The sequence below is a fragment of the Synechococcus sp. CS-603 genome (genome assembly GCF_977929215.1).
In genome coordinates, this window is the sequence record NZ_OZ376778.1 from 2,003,042 (window position 1) to 2,018,605 (window position 15,564).

Annotated in this window: 18 protein-coding genes; 7 read left to right on the plus strand and 11 right to left on the minus strand. The window is 64.5% G+C overall.

What is annotated here, in order from left to right; genetic code table 11:
• Window positions 1–99: 99 nt before the first annotated feature.
• Both ACXMDM_RS10525 and ACXMDM_RS10530 read left to right on the plus strand, forming a co-directional pair.
• Window positions 100–1,686, plus strand: coding sequence for an ABC transporter permease (locus tag ACXMDM_RS10525; protein WP_120352867.1), 1,587 nt, complete (start codon window positions 100–102; stop codon window positions 1,684–1,686).
• 211 nt (window positions 1,687–1,897) lie between these two features.
• Window positions 1,898–2,023, plus strand: a complete 126-nt coding sequence (locus ACXMDM_RS10530; protein WP_499569571.1) for a hypothetical protein — start codon at window positions 1,898–1,900, stop codon at window positions 2,021–2,023.
• Between the two features lie 328 nt (window positions 2,024–2,351).
• On the opposite strand, the gene ACXMDM_RS10535 is transcribed toward ACXMDM_RS10530, so the two are convergent.
• Window positions 2,352–3,290 (minus strand): IS481 family transposase, encoded by a 939-nt coding sequence (locus ACXMDM_RS10535; RefSeq protein WP_071801696.1) that lies wholly within the window; start codon window positions 3,288–3,290, stop codon window positions 2,352–2,354.
• Window positions 3,291–3,444: 154 nt separating this feature from the next.
• On the opposite strand from ACXMDM_RS10535, the gene ACXMDM_RS10540 reads away from it, so the two are divergent.
• On the plus strand, window positions 3,445–4,020 hold the full coding sequence (locus tag ACXMDM_RS10540; protein ID WP_071801698.1) for a ferritin: 576 nt from the start codon (window positions 3,445–3,447) through the stop codon (window positions 4,018–4,020).
• Here the strand turns inward: ACXMDM_RS10540 and ACXMDM_RS10545 are convergent.
• Window positions 3,997–4,311 carry a hypothetical protein gene (locus tag ACXMDM_RS10545; RefSeq protein ID WP_071801700.1) on the minus strand — a complete coding sequence of 105 codons (315 nt, stop codon included), beginning with the start codon at window positions 4,309–4,311 and terminating at the stop codon, window positions 3,997–3,999. The two genes, ACXMDM_RS10540 and ACXMDM_RS10545, sit on opposite strands and share 24 nt — an antisense overlap.
• 17 nt (window positions 4,312–4,328) lie before the next feature.
• Window positions 4,329–4,931 (minus strand): helix-turn-helix domain-containing protein, encoded by a 603-nt coding sequence (locus tag ACXMDM_RS10550; protein ID WP_071801702.1) that lies wholly within the window; start codon window positions 4,929–4,931, stop codon window positions 4,329–4,331.
• A 117-nt stretch (window positions 4,932–5,048) separates the two neighbouring features.
• Between ACXMDM_RS10550 and ACXMDM_RS10555 the strand changes: the two genes are divergently transcribed.
• Entirely contained in the window at window positions 5,049–5,279 is a 231-nt protein-coding gene (locus ACXMDM_RS10555) for a hypothetical protein (protein ID WP_145536804.1), read from the plus strand.
• On the opposite strand, the gene ACXMDM_RS10560 is transcribed toward ACXMDM_RS10555, so the two are convergent.
• From ACXMDM_RS10560 to patR, 5 genes are read right to left on the minus strand one after another with little or no spacing between them, the layout of a single operon-like run.
• A complete protein-coding gene (locus tag ACXMDM_RS10560; protein ID WP_233830815.1) occupies window positions 5,276–5,773 on the minus strand; it encodes a Fur family transcriptional regulator in 498 nt (165 codons plus the stop codon). The two genes, ACXMDM_RS10555 and ACXMDM_RS10560, sit on opposite strands and share 4 nt — an antisense overlap.
• A 53-nt stretch (window positions 5,774–5,826) precedes the next feature.
• Entirely contained in the window at window positions 5,827–6,909 is a 1,083-nt protein-coding gene (locus ACXMDM_RS10565) for a lysylphosphatidylglycerol synthase domain-containing protein (protein ID WP_083544576.1), read from the minus strand.
• Window positions 6,909–8,192 (minus strand): nickel pincer cofactor biosynthesis protein LarC, encoded by a 1,284-nt coding sequence (gene larC, locus ACXMDM_RS10570; protein WP_071801705.1) that lies wholly within the window; start codon window positions 8,190–8,192, stop codon window positions 6,909–6,911. The genes ACXMDM_RS10565 and larC overlap by 1 nt, the downstream gene beginning before the upstream one ends.
• Window positions 8,193–8,196: 4 nt before the next feature.
• Window positions 8,197–8,871 carry a hypothetical protein gene (locus ACXMDM_RS10575; protein WP_071802315.1) on the minus strand — a complete coding sequence of 225 codons (675 nt, stop codon included), beginning with the start codon at window positions 8,869–8,871 and terminating at the stop codon, window positions 8,197–8,199.
• A 36-nt stretch (window positions 8,872–8,907) separates the two neighbouring features.
• Window positions 8,908–9,627: a heterocyst master regulator PatR gene (gene patR, locus ACXMDM_RS10580; protein ID WP_233831378.1), complete on the minus strand. Its 720-nt coding sequence runs from the start codon at window positions 9,625–9,627 to the stop codon at window positions 8,908–8,910.
• Window positions 9,628–9,709: 82 nt separating this feature from the next.
• On the opposite strand from patR, the gene ACXMDM_RS10585 reads away from it, so the two are divergent.
• The gene (locus ACXMDM_RS10585) at window positions 9,710–10,615 is read left to right on the plus strand and encodes a tetratricopeptide repeat protein (RefSeq protein WP_071801708.1); all 906 of its coding nucleotides are present in this window, start codon (window positions 9,710–9,712) and stop codon (window positions 10,613–10,615) included.
• On the opposite strand, the gene ACXMDM_RS10590 is transcribed toward ACXMDM_RS10585, so the two are convergent.
• Window positions 10,545–10,859, minus strand: coding sequence for a hypothetical protein (locus ACXMDM_RS10590; RefSeq protein WP_083544577.1), 315 nt, complete (start codon window positions 10,857–10,859; stop codon window positions 10,545–10,547). The two genes, ACXMDM_RS10585 and ACXMDM_RS10590, sit on opposite strands and share 71 nt — an antisense overlap.
• A gap of 77 nt (window positions 10,860–10,936) precedes the next feature.
• Here ACXMDM_RS10590 and xth point away from each other — a divergent pair, with 77 nt between their 5' ends.
• The gene (gene xth, locus ACXMDM_RS10595) at window positions 10,937–11,755 is read left to right on the plus strand and encodes an exodeoxyribonuclease III (protein WP_071801710.1); all 819 of its coding nucleotides are present in this window, start codon (window positions 10,937–10,939) and stop codon (window positions 11,753–11,755) included.
• Between the two features lie 70 nt (window positions 11,756–11,825).
• Here xth and ACXMDM_RS10600 read toward each other — a convergent pair whose 3' ends face one another.
• On the minus strand, window positions 11,826–13,331 hold the full coding sequence (locus ACXMDM_RS10600) for an FAD-linked oxidase C-terminal domain-containing protein (protein ID WP_233831380.1): 1,506 nt from the start codon (window positions 13,329–13,331) through the stop codon (window positions 11,826–11,828).
• A gap of 187 nt (window positions 13,332–13,518) precedes the next feature.
• Between ACXMDM_RS10600 and hemL the strand changes: the two genes are divergently transcribed.
• Window positions 13,519–14,805 carry a glutamate-1-semialdehyde 2,1-aminomutase gene (hemL, locus tag ACXMDM_RS10605; RefSeq protein WP_071802316.1) on the plus strand — a complete coding sequence of 429 codons (1,287 nt, stop codon included), beginning with the start codon at window positions 13,519–13,521 and terminating at the stop codon, window positions 14,803–14,805.
• A gap of 96 nt (window positions 14,806–14,901) precedes the next feature.
• Here the strand turns inward: hemL and ACXMDM_RS10610 are convergent, their stop codons facing one another.
• Complete coding sequence (locus ACXMDM_RS10610; RefSeq protein WP_233830817.1) at window positions 14,902–15,402, minus strand: Rrf2 family transcriptional regulator; 501 nt, start codon at window positions 15,400–15,402, stop codon at window positions 14,902–14,904.
• Window positions 15,403–15,564: the final 162 nt, after the last annotated feature.

The following is a 15,564-nucleotide window of genomic DNA, read 5'->3' on the forward strand; positions in this document are numbered from 1 at the left end:
CCCATCCCAACTCCCCTCGCGAGGAATCCACCTGTTACCCACTCCGCGTCGATGACAGCCTCCCCCCTCTCGCAGCCGGCGCTGATCGCCCGCCGGTCCATGCCAGGCGGGAGGCTCAGCATCGTGATCGTCGTTTTGGCGATCTGTCTACTGGCCCTGGTGCCGCTCCTCGCCCTGCTGCGTGATGGCTTCGCCGGCGGGGCCGAGGGGGTGGGGCTCGGCTTCGACGGTCCAGCTCAGATCGTCGGAACTCTGCAACTGGTGGTGGGCGAGGGGATTCTCGGGGCCGTGCTGGGCACCGCCACCGGCTGGCTCACCGCCGCCTGCAGCTTTCCGGGCCGCCGGATCCTGCGCATCGCCCAGCTGATCCCATTGGCCTTTCCCGCCTACCTGCTTGCCGCCAGCCTTATCGACTGGGGCAGCCACCACGGCCTGCGCGTTCATGGCGTCGGTTGGGCCCTGATCTTGCTGACGTTGACCACGTACAGCTACGTGTTCCTACTGAGCACGGAAAGTTTTTCGATCAGTGGCAAGGCCCTGCTCGAAGCCAGCCGCAGTCTGGGGGTGGGGCCATGGCGCAGTTTCTGGCGGGTTGCCCTGCCGATTGCCCTGCCCTCGATCGGAGCCGGTGTGGCCCTGAGCGCGATGGAGGTGGTCAATGACCTTGGTGCGGTGCGCTTGCTGGGAGTTCCGACGCTCTCAGCCGGTATTTTCGATCGCTGGCAGGTGGATGGCGATCCAGGGGGCGCGGCCCTGCTCTCGCTGATCGCCTTGGCGATCGTGCTGTTGCTGGTGTTCGCCGAGCGGACCCTGCGTCGCCGCAGTCGGCGCTGGAATCTGGCGGAAGGCAGCAGCTCCAGGCACATCTGGGAACTGGTGGGTTGGCGTGCCTTAGCTGCCCAGTTGATCACCGCCCTGCCGCCAATCGCCACCTTGACCATTCCGATCCTCTGGGTCGCCGAAGGCTGGCAGGGAATGGGGAACGAGCCCATCCAAGACCTGCTTCCCCTCGCCGGCCGCAGTCTGGGCCTGGCCCTTCAGGCCACAGTGATCACCGCGTTCGCGGCCCTGTTACTGGCGATCATCAGGCGCTGGAGTCCCCAGAACCTGGTGCGCCAGCTCAGTTTTGTCGCGGGCATGGGCTACGCGGTGCCTGGCAGCGTGCTCGCCCTTGGCCTGATGCTGTTCGGTGGGCCGCTGGCGATCAGCCCTCTGATGCTTCTGATCTGGGGTTACGGGGTGCGCTTTTTGGCAGTGTCCAAGCAGGGACTGGATGCGGCCTTGGAGCGGCTCCCCCCAAGCATCGACGAATCGGCCACCAGCCTGGGCTGCTCCTGGTTCGGCGTGCTCAGGCGCATCCATCTGCCTCTGTTGAAGGGGCCGATGCTGGTGGGCAGCCTGCTGGTCTTCGTTGATGTGGTCAAGGAGCTGCCGTTGACCCTCTCGCTGCGCCCCTTCGACTTCGACACCCTGGCGGTGCGGGTGTTCCAGTACGCCAGCGACGAACGGGTGGGGGCGGCCATGGGCCCTGCCCTGATGATCATGGTGCTCGGCTTGGTCGCCTCCATGGCCCTGGTGCCGAGCCTGGAAAGCCTCAGCCAGGACACGCTCAAACGTCAGCCTGTCCAATCCGACCAATTCGCAGCTCAGATCTCGCCGGGATTGCCGGCCAAGGTCCACGCCTGAGCCGTGTGAAATGGGCTACCCGCCATAGTTGCCATTGATCTACACATTTGTCAGAACGTCTGGACAGTCAAACGTCTGGACAATCAGGTCAAGAGCCAACGCTAGAGGCCTCCTATTGATGGATCAATTTCACAGAGCCTCAAGAGACGATCGCAACGATCTTCAGTGCACACACCAGCTCACCAGCCTCCGCGACTGGTGCATGGAACGGTTGTCGATCCTCTCGCTCCAGCCCGACCTGGAGGATGCCCGCGCCATGACCAGGGAATACCAGGAGATGTTGATGGAAACCAGTGCCTCCTCAACACTCTGGATGCAAGTCTGGCGAAGCCGCTGAGCGCTGCCTTGGCGGCGCTGTGTATCTTTTCATACGTTCTCCACGATCAATCGCAACCTGATTGTGATGGCTTCACTTCTTAGCTTGAGAGGTGGAGACATCCAGCCCATTGATTCACCCACAGGAAGAGCGATTGTTCACTGATACCCATCCGACCTTGCTGATCCGGCTGGGTTTCTCCGCCTTGTTATTCACCGTGATTTTTGGTGCGATCGCGGTAGCCAGTGTCGGAAGCAGGCCACTGCAGCTCCAGGTCTTGGAGCTGCCGGGCGATCGCCCGGCTGTGCAAGGGCACAACGCAGATCGCTAGATGTGCTTTCTCACCAGGTCATTCAGCGATCAGCAGCCGCTGGAGGCATTGCTGAGGCGTGAGGCCACCGAGAGCCATGTGGCACCTGCTGCCGTTATAGATCCCCAGATAGCGGGGTAGCCAGCGGTTGCGTTCATCCGATGTTTGGTAGGCGATCACGTAAGCCCATTCCGCCAGGATGGTTTTGATGAACCGTTCGGCCTTCCCGTTGGTCTGCGGCGTGTAGGGCTTGGTGCGGATGGGCTTGAGATCCAAGGCGCGACAGGCTTTTCGCCAGTCTCCAGAGCGGTAGGAGGGGCCGTTGTCTGAGAGGATCCGCCGACAGGTGATCCCCTGCTCAGAGAACCAGCCGACGGCACGGGCCAGGAATCCAACGGTCGTCTCCTTCTGCTCATCAGCCAGCACTTCGACGTAGGCCAGGCGGGTGGCGTCGTCGATCGCGACGTGCACCTTTTCGTAGCCGGCACCTCGGGAGGAGCCTTGACGACGGTCGCCGGTGATGCGGTGGCCGACCCGCTCAAACCTGGCCAGCTGTTTGATGTCGACATGGATCATGTCCCCGGGGCGCTCCCACTGGTAGCGACGAACAAGACGTTTGGGGTCAAGGTTCTTCAGGCGTCCCAGGCCCAGGCCCTTCATGAGCCGACCAACGGTGGAGAGGGGCGCACAGAGAGCCCTGGCGATGCGGCGGAGCGTGCAGCGCTGGTGCCGCAGGTCTACAGCCTGCTGGAGTTGCTGCGGATCGAGCGTCCGCCGCTGGCTGCGGCGAACACTCCGTCGATCCGCCAGTGCCGCTACGCCGCCTGCTCGAAACCTGGAGAGCCACTTGTAGGCCGTACGCAGGCTGATCCCGGCTTGTGCTGCAAGGGCTTTGAGTGGCACGCCTTCATCGAGATGCCGGCGGATGAGCCGTTCCCGACTGATGGGTGTCAGTCGGGCCAGAGGGTGGCTATGCATGGTGTGTGAGGTCTTGGGACGGTGGTGACACTCCGACCCTGGCGACCTCACACCCCCTTGTCAGCTGAACAACGTGGTGGGACTACACAGCTAGAGCCGAATCAAACCCTTGGCTGGGTGTCCTCCTATTCTGATTGTCAATTCAGGTACCACCATGGTTTCAGATGTCATACAAGCGTCCAAAGCTCTGGGGACCGGGGGAAGAGCCGTCTCGCAGCCCCTCGAAGAAGCCCTGCTCGATGGCTTGCAGCAGCACCTGAGCATGGAACTCAATGCCAGTTCGGCCTACTGGGCCCTGGCCATCTGGTTCGCCGAGCGGGAATTCCGCGGTTTCTCGCTCTACTTCAAGCAGGAATCAGATCAGGAACGCGGACACGCCGGCATCTTTGCCGATTATTTGGTTGGTCGCGGTCAGCCTGTCGCCCTCGATGCCATCGACAAGCCCCGCCAGAACTGGGACAGCCTCGAAGAGGTCTTCGCCGCTGTATTCCAGATTGAAACAGAGGTCACCACCTCCCTGATGCAGCTTTATTCGCTGGCGGAACGTTCCGGTGACGTGCGCACCACCGTCTTCCTTGACCCGTTGATCGAAAAGCAAACGGGCGCCGAGGCCGAGTCGGCTCACCTGCTCGGACGGCTTCGGCTGTGCGAAAACAATCCGGCGGCCCTGCTGCTACTCGACGGCGAACTGTTCGCCGGTCAGTCTTCACCCGCCAGCATGGGCAGCTGAGCCTCCGGGCCTTGGGCTGCGCCGGGTGAGTTCCAACAGGAACTCAATTCCGAGCGGGTCGAGATTGGGTTGCTGTTTGAGCTGGCGGGCAATGGCCTGCAGTTCGCACTGACGTTGCTGGAGCTGCTGCTGTTCCGCTCGTAGGCGAGCAAGCAGCCCCTTGGCCTGGCAACAGCCCAGATCCATGGCGATTCTTTTGTTGCGGCCATGGATCCGGCCCATTTCGCGGCAGAGTCCGCCCACCAAGCTGCCGACCTGATTGGGAAGGCGAGGGGGAGGCGCGGTCTGCATCAGCCTTGGATCAGATCTCATGTCGCTTCGAGCGGGGCCGATTCCACCAGCGCTGGAGCCAGTCGCAACACCGCTTCGCCGGCTGGGGATTGCAGCAGATCGGCCTGACGGATCCTGGAGATCAAGCGGGTGGTGGTGACCCGGGTAGTGCCGATCAATTCACCGATTCGCTCATGGGTGAGGCGGAATGGCAGGTCGCACCAGGAACCGCAGCGGCGGCCCAGCCGCCTGACCAGCAGGCCAAGCAAGGCATGGAGGCGTTGCTCAGCGCTGCCGAGGTGGCGGATGCGCAGCAGTTGCAACGTCCACTCATTGACAGGATCGAAGCCGTCACCGCTGAGAGCTTCGGAATCGCTGCGGAAACAGAGAGGCGTGAGTGCTTCGACGCAGACCCCTTCACTGCAGAGCCGATCGGTGCGCAACAGGTCACCGGCCTGAAGAAAGGCCAGGGTCATGCCCTCGGTTTCTTCACAGGGGCAAAACACCCTGGCGATGCCTTCGAGCACTTCAATGCAGTGACCACCAGGACCGGAGCGCGTGCTGGGATCCAGCAGCACCGTCTGGCCGACGGGCATGCGTACGGAAGCGGCTGGCGTGTCAGGCAAAAAGCGAAAAGCCACGGGTCGGGGCTATTGCGAATGACTCGCAATCTAAACAGTCGACCGGCTTTCTTGCAAGTGGTTCTCAATAGCAATTGGTAGTTGCAAATGACCTGGTGCTTTTTGAGCCCCCGATCTGTGCGATCCGCACGCTGGGCCAACGAAGACTGGCGGCAGAGTTTCAGCGACCCGATCCACAACCTCAACGCCATGATCCGAATCCTGGGTGATCGCGACAGCCTGCTGGCCGCTCTCACCGCCCACTGGGCCGACCAATCCATCGGCCTGAGCGCGCCACCACAAGCTGCCGATCGCTTCGCACTCCAGCGTCGTGTTCAGGGCGCTAAGTCGCGCCGATCTGCCGACTAGAAGCTGGATTGGGCGCCCGACTCGCCTCTGTCCTGGCAGTTGCGGCAAAGGGCCCTGACATTGAGAACGCATTCGATCAGGCGAAATCCCTGGGCGCTGGCGGCCTGCTCGCCTGCGGTAAGCACCGGGGCACTCTCGAATTCCTCGGTGCGGCCGCAGCCGATGCAGACAAGATGGTGGTGGTCGCGGTGGGTGTCACTGAACAACTCAAAGCGACGCCCCCCTTCGGGCAGTTCCAGCTCCCGCAACAGCTCCATCGCGCTGAGCAGGCGCAGGGTGCGATAAACCGTAGCCAGCGACACTTTCTCTTCTGCCCCCAGCAGGCGCTGGTGCACCTCCTCAGCGCTGAGGTGACTACCTTCGCCGATGCGTTTGAACAGGGCTAGAACCTTCTGCCGCTGGGGCGTGAGCCTCTGGCCCCGGCCATGCAGGCTGGTGCGCAGTTCAGTGGCCTGCAGTGGTTCGCCGCTGAGGGGGGTGGTACGGGCAGACACGAACACAACCCTGTCGTTCTCAATAGTAAGGGCAGTTGCGAATTTTTGACGACTTAAGCCGTTGGGCCGCTTGGGCCCATGGAGCCGGTGGCGGCCCGGGCTGATCGCCGGCGCTCAGCGGTGGCCACCAGGGCGTCATCGAGCCAGGACGTCAGGGCCGCCAACACGTCGGCCAGGGTGACCAGCAGCCGGTAACTGAGGGCAACCGCCAGCAGTGGGGCCTCAGGGATCTCCAGACCAAGGCGCAACAACAGCACCGCCTCGAACACCCCCAGCCCGCCTGGCGCGCCCGGCACCACCAGACCGACGGTCCAGGCCAGCAGAAAGCCCGCCAACCAACTGGGCCAGGCCAAGCTCAGCTGCTGGTCAAAGGCGAGCACACAGCAGGCGAAACCCAGGAAACGCAGCAACACAAACACCAGCTGGGGCAGTAGCGGCAGCAGCGGATAACCAGGCAGGGCGAATGGCACCAGGGCCTCCACCTCGTCGGGGCGAAGCTCCAAAGCCAATTGGCGAGCCCGACGTCGCTCCAGCCTGGCGAGCAGGGGATTAAGCCAGCGCGGACCCAGCACAACCAATGGCAGCAGGGCCAGCAGGCTCAGACCGCCCTGCCAGCCACCCAGGGGGATCAACAACAGGGCAGCACTGGCCGCCAGGATCGGATCAAGCAGCACGGCCACCAGGGCCTGGGGCGTGGTCAGGCTCGAGCCTGCTGGGACACTCAGCAAGGCGGCTTCGCCATTGGCCTTGGCTTGCTCGCCCAGGCGCAGCCGTTGCACCCTGGCCGCCAGATGCCAGATGCCTCCAGGCAAATACTTAAGCAGGTTGGAGCGCAGGTAGAAGCGCACGCAGGCGTCCCAGGCAGGCCGAAAGCCGAGCCAGCGCAGCCCCACCGTCCAGGCCAGACCATTGACCACCAGGCTCAGCAGGCTGATGCCGATGCCGATCGTCAGCCACAGCCAACCCTGGGGGTCGAGGCGCGTGGCCAGTAGCTGGGGCCCATTGCCGAGCAGGGCGGCGGCGACGAAGCCGAAGCTCAGCAGGCTCACCCAAAGGCGCGACCCACCCGGGAGTGGGTGCTTGGCCAGCCAGGCCGGCCAACGGCGCAGAAAAGAGAGGGAGGGGAACGTCGGCATCAAACGACTCGACCTGTCTGTTCAGCATTGTCGTTGCCGGTGTCATTGCCGATGCCATGCAGCTCGCCATGCTCCAGACCCAGGGCGTGGTTCACGCCATCGCGCAGCTGGCGCAGGCTGAGGCCGTGCTGCCGGGCCAGGGCCGCCAGGTCGTCGTACTCGGGTTTGGTGCGCTCGCTGCCATCGGGAAGCCGGGCCACTTTCAGCCGGACCGGTCCCCAGGGAGTGCTCAGTTGACGCATCCGCCGCGGCAGATGCCAGCGCTGCTGCAGCTGTTCGCGCACCCCCAGGCTGCTGCTGTGGCGCCACCAGATCGCGCGCAAGCCCTCGGCCTGATCAGGGCGTGCAACCAGCGTAATCACCAGGCCGCTGCGGCCTTTCTTCATCTGGGCCGCCTGGGTGAACACCTCCAGGGCCCCAGCAGCCCGAAGCTCCTCGGCCAGGAAGGCCAGATCCTCGGCGCTGGCGTCATCCATCTGGGCTTGCTGCAGCAGCACCGTCTCCAACCGGGGCCCATCGGAGCTTGATGGCGCGTCAGCCAACGGGTCGGGGTTCTGCGCCAACCAGAGGCGCAGCAGATTGGGACGGTCGTCCAGCTGCCGGTGGCCCAGGCCGATCCCCACGGCAGCCGGCACCATCGGCGGCGAGGCGCCAAAACTCTCGGCCCAGGCGGCGATCAGGGCCAGACCCGTGGGCGTGGTCAACTCGCCAGGCGGCAAACCCGCGCCACCTGCCAAAGGGATGCGATGACGGCGGGCCAGCTCCAGCACCGCAGGAGCTGGCAAAGGCAGCAGGCCGTGGGCCGTGGTCACCGAACCATGGCCTGCCGGCAGCGGCGAACAGATCAGCCGATCAACGCCGAAATGCAGCAAGCCAGCGCAGACCCCCACCACATCGACAACGGCATCCACCGCCCCCACTTCGTGGAAATGAACAGACTCCGCGGCATGGCCGTGGACGGCGCCCTCGGCCTCGGCCAAACAACCGAACACCTTGAGCACCTGCTGCTTCAGCGTCGGATCGATCGGGCCGTCGCTGATTCGCTGGCGCAGGTCAAGCCAGGTTCGCTGCGGCGGTTGCGCCTCCAGCAGCTCCAGCGTGAGGCGAGAACCGCGCAGCCCACCACTGCGCGCCTGTTCACAGCGCAAGCGGTAGGCAGCGTCAAATCCGAGGCTGGCCAACGGGCCCTCCACAACGGAATGGGGCAGGCCCAAATCGAACAGGGCCGCCAGCACCATGTCGCCGGCCACGCCGGTGGGGCAATCGAGGTAGGCCAGGCCCATGGCTTCAGCGCATCAGGCGGGGGGCTGCGGCCAGCAGTTGCTCGGCGCGGCTCTCGAGCTGGTCACGCTGCCGGCGCAACAACTGCTCAACTTCCCGGCGCGCCCGCCTTTGCTCCAGCTGGGCTGTGGCCACATCAAATCCCGACAATCCCCACAGCCGCCCGAGCAGGGCCCTGTCATCGCCGCCGCCTCTGGAGCTGCCATAGAGCAGTGTTTCGGCGGCGATACCGGCCTGGAGCACCCGGCTCCAGCGGCGCAGATCTTCGGCTGCCAACTTGGCGTGGGCTGGCGGTTCGAATTCGGTGCTGCCATTGACGTTGAGGCCGGCCCGCAGGCAGGCCAGGCTGCCGATCAACACCCGCCGGATCGGCAGGTCATTGCATTCAGCCAGCAGCGAATGGCCCGCCTCATGGATGGCGATTCGCCGCAGGCGCGCCTGGCCGCCTGGCAGGGCTTCAGCCAGCAAATGCCCGCCGCGCCCACCAAACCGCACCCCATCAACGGTGATCGCCACCAAGGCACCGCCCGCCGCCAAGGCGATCAACCAGGGGGAGATCCCCAGCAGTGGCCCCAACACCGCCAGCGCTGTCACGCTGGCCACGGCGATGCCAGCGCTGAGCGTGGCGACGGAGCCATCGCCGGGATCGCCGGGTGTCCCTGGCGAACGACCAGTTGCCAGGGATTCAGTGGATTTGGGGCGCTCCTCAGGCAAGGTTCAGCCCCCCGGCCGGATGATCGCGCTGCGCAGACCCGCGCGTGGCTGGATCTCGCCATGGCTAGCGCTTGACTTGCCGTTTCGCTTGTTACTGCCGCGATCCTTGCCGCCGCGGTTGCCGCGCTGGGCCACTGGAGCGATCACTTCATAGCGCTCCGTGCACAGATGGCTGCCCTGACGACGTAGGTCAAGGGAAACGAAGTGACGCAGGTGCTCCAGGGGAATCTCGCCCTTGAGCTGCAATTTGAATGGCTGAACGCGGCTGCCGTCGGCGCGGGGCTTCTGGCGGATCTTGATTACCACCTCGCCACTCTCAGGTCGGGTGTAGATCAACTCGCCGCGAACGGAGAAGTAGTCGTCTCCCTCGGGAAGTTCATCGCCGTTGCCTGGGCTCGATTCCGCCGTCTCCACAGGCTCAGCGGCTGTGGGGGAGTCGAGGGTGCTCGGCTCCCAGACGCCAACGATCTGGAGGTGGAGGTTGTCGGTTTCGCGCAGACGTGGGTAGACGACCCAGAGATGGGGAGTGGCCATGTCGAGGTGGCGGCGAACCAGGCTGAGCACACGACCCAGTACAACGGCTTCGATCTCGGTGCCGTCGTCGCTGCGGATCACACCGCGGCTGGGCTGCTCGGCGTCGGTCGGAACGTACTGACCGCGGACCAAGCCAATGGCCCGGTACTGCATCGGTTCGGTAACCGGGGAAATCGGATGGTGACGCATTGTGAGGGGGGGCAACCAATGGCCCAGTGCGCAATCTAGCCAGGCCTCCAGGCAGCAGACTCAGGGGCAAACGAATTCAGCCATGGCTCCCCGCCTGACCGTTGGTGGCATCGTCGGCGCCCCCCGGGGCCTCTGGCTGGGTGGGTCTGCACTGCTTCTCGCCCTTGCCGCGTTGTCGGCCGGCTGGTGGCTGGGCCAGCGCGGCTTCGGCATGGCCGGCGCTGATCGCTCCGAGCAAGAAGCGCTCAAGCAAGTCAATTTGCTCCAGGAGGATCTCAGCAGCGGCAAAGCCACCGCCAGCCAGCAACAACGCTTGCTGGAATTGCTGTTGGCACTTCAAAAGAATGCCGAAGCCACGGCGTTGCTGGAGCGAATGGCGGATCAGCAGCCCGATCGCTGGCCACTGCGGTTGATGCTGGCCGAACTAAGGCGCGATCAGAATGACCGCAAGGGAGCCGAGCGCGAGGTACGCCAGCTGCTCAACATCAAGCCCGACCGGATCGAAGCCCTGCAACTGATGGCCTTGCTCCAATTCGAGCAGGGGCGGGGCGAACAGGCCCAAAGCCAGCTGGAGGCCGCCCACAAGGCAGCGTCCAAGTCCACTCAGCAAGCAGAGCCCGCCCAGCAAGCCAAGGCGCTGCAGGTCGGCCTGCTGCTCGCAGACCTCTTACAACGCCGGGGGAAGCAACAGGAGGCCGATCAGCTCTACCGGAAGCTGGCCAAAGACCATCCCAACAGCATGGAACCCAGCTTGGCTCTGGCCCTGCTCAGCCATGAGCGCGGCCAGACCCAGGCCGCCCTAAACCTTCTCGCTGAAGCCAGGAAACGGCTTCCTGATCCCCAGGATCCCCGGCTGGATCAGGTGGCGGCCTCCTGGGGACTGGCCCCCTTGCGAGAGGCCGCCAATGGCCAGGCTCCTAGGGCGCCATCACCCCTGCCGATCCAGGGATCTGGGGCCCCGCTGGCCCCTGGACCTCCAGCTCCCTGAGGGCACGGTCGACAGCATCGCCGGGATTGGTGGCGTCTTTGAGGCCCTGACTGCGGCGAAGCATGTTCATCAGCTCAAGTGGATTGGTGGCGTCGATGATCCCCTTTTCCTTGGCAGGGCCGTCATCGAAGAACTGTCGCTGCTGCAGCGATTGGCCGCTCCCTGTGCCAACCCCCAAGCCTTCGGCACCGGCCGGAGACAGGAGGAAAGGAACGCTGAGCAAGGCCAAGGCGCTGAGAGCCATGCAACGGGCCATGGCGAAACAGGCGGAGGTTATGGGGCAATGCTAAGGGTCTTCGCCAACGGCTCGACCCGCCCGCCATGCGCATCGCCACCTGGAACGTGAATTCCGTCCGCAGCCGGCTTGAGCAGGTGCTGGCCTGGCTGGAGCGGCAACGCCCCGATGTGCTTTGCCTTCAGGAAACCAAGGTCGAGGACCATCTGTTCCCCGCTGAGGCCTTCGAAGCCCTGGGTTACAGCGCTGCCATCAGCGGTCAGAAGGCTTACAACGGTGTCGCCATCCTCAGCCAACTCCCCCTGGAGGATGTGAAGGTTGGCTTTGGCGCTCTGTTGCCAGGCGATGGGGCCGCCGGACCCTTGAGTGAACAGAAACGGCTGATCAGCGCCCTGGTGGATGGGGTGCGGGTGCTGAACCTCTACGTCCCGAATGGATCGGCTCTGGGCAGCGAGAAATACGCCTACAAGCTCGATTGGCTGTCCTGTTTGCGGCGCTATCTCGAGGCCCAGGGCGAGCAGGCCGAGGCGCTCTGCATGGTGGGAGATTTCAACATCGCCCTGGAGGACCGGGACATCCACGACCCTGGCCGTCTGGGCGGCGGCATCATGGCCAGCGACGCCGAGCGCCAGGCCCTGCGCGCGGCATTAAGCGATCGGCTGCACGATGTCTTCCGTCTCTTCGAGCCCAACGGAGAGCATTGGAGCTGGTGGGACTACCGCAGCGGCGCCTGGGACCGCGACCGGGGCTGGCGGATCGATCACATCTACCTCACAGACGATCTGATCGCCTGCGCCACCGGCTGTGCCATCGACAAAGTGGTCCGCGGCAACACCCAACCCAGCGACCATGCCCCGGTGGTGGTGAATCTGCAGTGGCCAGAAGAAGACATCGATGACGACTAAATCAAGTCGATCAGCCTCGATCAACCGCTGGTCTCTAAGAAGACGGGCATGAACGGGAAAGGGTCCTGGCTCAGAACACTTCCACAGTTTCGGGGACCACATCTGCGCCGATCCCATCCCTGTAGATGGTCAGGCTGCGGGCCCGCCGAGCCGATTCGCCACAACTGCGCGGGGTGGGGAACAGTTTGCCGGGGTTGGCGCGACCTTCGGGATCAAATGCCCGGCGCACCCGTTGCATGGTGGCCAGATCCTCGGGGCTGAACATCCAGTCGAGATAGCAGCGCTTGTCGGAGCCGACCCCGTGCTCACCGGTGATGCTGCCGCCGGCATCAATGCACAGACGCAAAATGTCGGCTCCCAGTTCCTGGACGCGATCCAACACGCCGGGGCTGCTGGCGTCGTAGAGGATCAGGGGGTGAAGATTGCCATCACCGGCATGGAAGACGTTGGCCACCGGCAGTTTGTAGCGGGCGCTCAGGGCTTCAATCGCCGCCAGCACGGCCGGTAGGGCACTGCGCGGAACCACCCCATCCTGAACGTAATAGGTGGGGGTGATCCGGCCCACCGCTGCAAAAGCAGACTTGCGACCTTTCCAGAGCAGGGCCCGATCCGCTTCGCTGCGGGCCCGACGGATCGAGCGGGCACCGGCCAGGCGGCAGAGGTCGATCGTGTGCTCTGCCGCCGCGCTCACTTCCTCGCTGCGGCCATCGAGCTCAATCAGCAGCACAGCGGCCGCATCTCGCGGGTATTCGTCGTGGCCGAAGAGGTCGTCGACCGCATTGATGGTGAAGTTATCCATGATCTCCATCCCAGCCGGCAACACCGCCGCCGCCGTGACACTGCGCACCGCCTCACCGGCGGCCTCCATCGCACTGAAATCGGCAAGCAGCACTTCAACGGTCTGCGGTTGGGGCAGCAGCCGCAGGGTGATGGCCGTGGCAATGCCGAGGGTGCCTTCGCTGCCGATGAACACACCACGCAAATCCAGTCCCGGCATCTCCGCCAACGAACCGCCCAGCCGGGTGATCTGGCCATCGGGCAAGACCACCTCCAGCTCGAGCACGTGGTTGCTGGTGACGCCGTATTTGAGGCAATGCACCCCACCGGCGTTCTCAGCCACGTTGCCGCCGATGCTGCAGACCACCTGGCTGGAGGGATCGGGGGCGTAATAAAAGCCTTCGCCGCTCACCGCCCGGGTCACCCAGCTGTTGACCACCCCGGGCTGCACGGTGATGCGCTGATTCTCCAGATCGAGAGCCAGCACCGAGCGCATGCGGCTGGTCACCACCAGCAGGGCTTCCTGTTCCACCACCGCTCCGCCGGAGAGGCCGGTGCCACTGCCCCGCGCCACGAACGGCACTCCCAGCTCATGGCAGCAGCGCAGAATGGCGGCCACTTGCTCGGTGGTTTCCGGCAGCACCACCAGCGGGGGCTCATGCCGGTGCAGGGTAAGGCCGTCGCTGTCATAGGTGAGCAGCTCCTGGCGCTTCGCCACGAGGGCCCGCGCTGGCAGGATCCGTCGCAGACGTTGCTCAATTCGCTTCCAGGGAAGGCACAAGGTGCTGGGCGTATCCACCAAGGAAAGCAGGTTCAGCCATCTGGACTTTAACGAGCAGGCGCCAGCTCAGCGAAATCGTCCGTTGTTGCGTAAGGATGGGAAATGGTTTCGCATCTGAGGGCTGGTCTTGCCGCTTCAGTTGCCGGAGCACCTCCTGACGTCTGCGGATTCAGCTTTGACTACGGCCCCCGTATCGGCTCCTGCCCTGAACACCGACCGGTCCCAGGAACTGTTCAACGCCGCTCTCAAGCTGATGCCGGGCGGCGTGAGTTCCCCGGTGCGGGCTTTTCGCTCCGTGGGCGGGCAGCCGATCGTCTTTGACCGCGTCAAAGGGGCCTACGCCTGGGATGTGGATGGCAACCGCTACATCGATTACATCGGCAGTTGGGGGCCGGCGATCTGCGGCCACGCCCATCCCGAGGTGATCGCCGCCCTGCATCAGGCCCTCGACAAGGGCACCAGCTTTGGCGCCCCCTGCGCCCTGGAGAACCGGTTGGCGGAACTGGTGATCGAGGCGGTCCCCAGCGTGGAGATGGTGCGCTTCGTCAACTCCGGCACCGAAGCCTGCATGTCGGTGCTGCGGCTGATGCGTGCCTTCACTGGCCGCGAGAAGCTGATCAAGTTCGAAGGCTGTTACCACGGCCACGCCGACATGTTCCTGGTCAAGGCCGGCTCCGGCGTTGCCACGCTCGGCCTGCCCGATTCCCCCGGCGTGCCCCGCAGCACCACCGCCAACACCCTCACCGCCCCGTACAACGACCTGGAGGCCGTTAAAAAGCTCTTTGCCGAAAATCCGGGCGAAATCGCCGGGGTGATCCTGGAGCCGGTGGTGGGCAATGCCGGCTTCATCGTGCCCGAACCGGGCTTTCTGGAAGGCTTGCGCGAACTCACCCGCGACCACGGCGCCCTGCTCACCTTCGATGAGGTGATGACCGGCTTCCGCATCGCCTACGGCGGCGCCCAGGCCAAGTTCGGTGTCACCCCCGACCTCACCACCCTGGGCAAGGTGATCGGCGGTGGTCTGCCCGTGGGGGCCTACGGCGGCCGAGCCGACATCATGGACCTGGTGGCTCCGGCCGGTCCGATGTATCAGGCCGGCACCCTTAGCGGCAATCCCCTGGCGATGACCGCCGGAATCAAAACCCTCGAACTGCTCAAGCAACCCGGCACCTACGAGCGCCTGGACACAATCACCCAGCGTCTCTGCGCAGGCATCCTGGCGGCGGGCAAGGAAGCTGGGCTGCCGATCAGCGGCGCCCACATCAGCGCCATGTTCGGCTTCTTCCTCTGTGATGGCCCGGTGCGCAACTTCGAGGAGGCCAAGGCGGCCGACACCGCCAAATTCGGCCAGCTGCACCGCGCCATGCTTGAGCGGGGCGTGTATCTGGCCCCCAGCGCCTTCGAAGCGGGCTTCACGTCCCTGGCCCACAGCGACTCCGACATCGACGCCACCCTCACCGCCTTCAGGGCCTGCTTCGCCGCGATCGCCTGAGGGTTGCGGCTGCAGGCAGCAAGTGCCAGGTCTGGCGGGCTTGCAGCGAACACTTTCAGGGCACTTGCGGCGAAAGCGATTTCAGCCTGGGCAGCTTCAGCCCAGCATCAGGCCGCCGTCCTCGCGCAGATACTCCTGCCAACTGCGCAGGTCATAAACGAGCTCTTCGAGGCTCAGCAACGCCAGTTCCCGCTCCAGAGCAAGGCGAAGCCGGCGCTCCAGGGCCTGGGCCACCCGTTCTCCAGCCAACTCTGGGCCGGGCTCCAGCCCTTCAGCCACTGACTCTGTAACTGATTCTGGTACTGAATCTGGAGCTGGCTCGCTGACTGGATCAGCGGCCGGATCGGCCCCCACGGCCCTGAGCACCTCCACCAGGGAAATTGCTGCGGGCTTGCGGCTGAGTCGATAGCCGCCGCTGCGGCCCCGCCGCGCCTCCACCAACCCCGCGCGGCGCAGCAGCAACAGCACCTGCTCCAGCATCGGGGCCGGCATCTCCTGGCTGGAAGCCAGATCGGGCCCTGAACGCCAGCGTTCGGGCTCCAACGCAAGCTCCAGCAAAGCCTGGATCGCCTGCAGGCCCCGGCGCTTGAGCATCATTTTACTTGCTCAAGGCGCACACAACCGCCAAACTAGGCCAGCAGGAATTTTCTATTATGCAAACATATGACTTCTGGGTCTGCATAAATTGCAGAAACGAGAAGAACTCCTTTCCGGAACTGGCTCCAGAACTGCTGGTGCTGGTACAAGCTTCTACTCTGA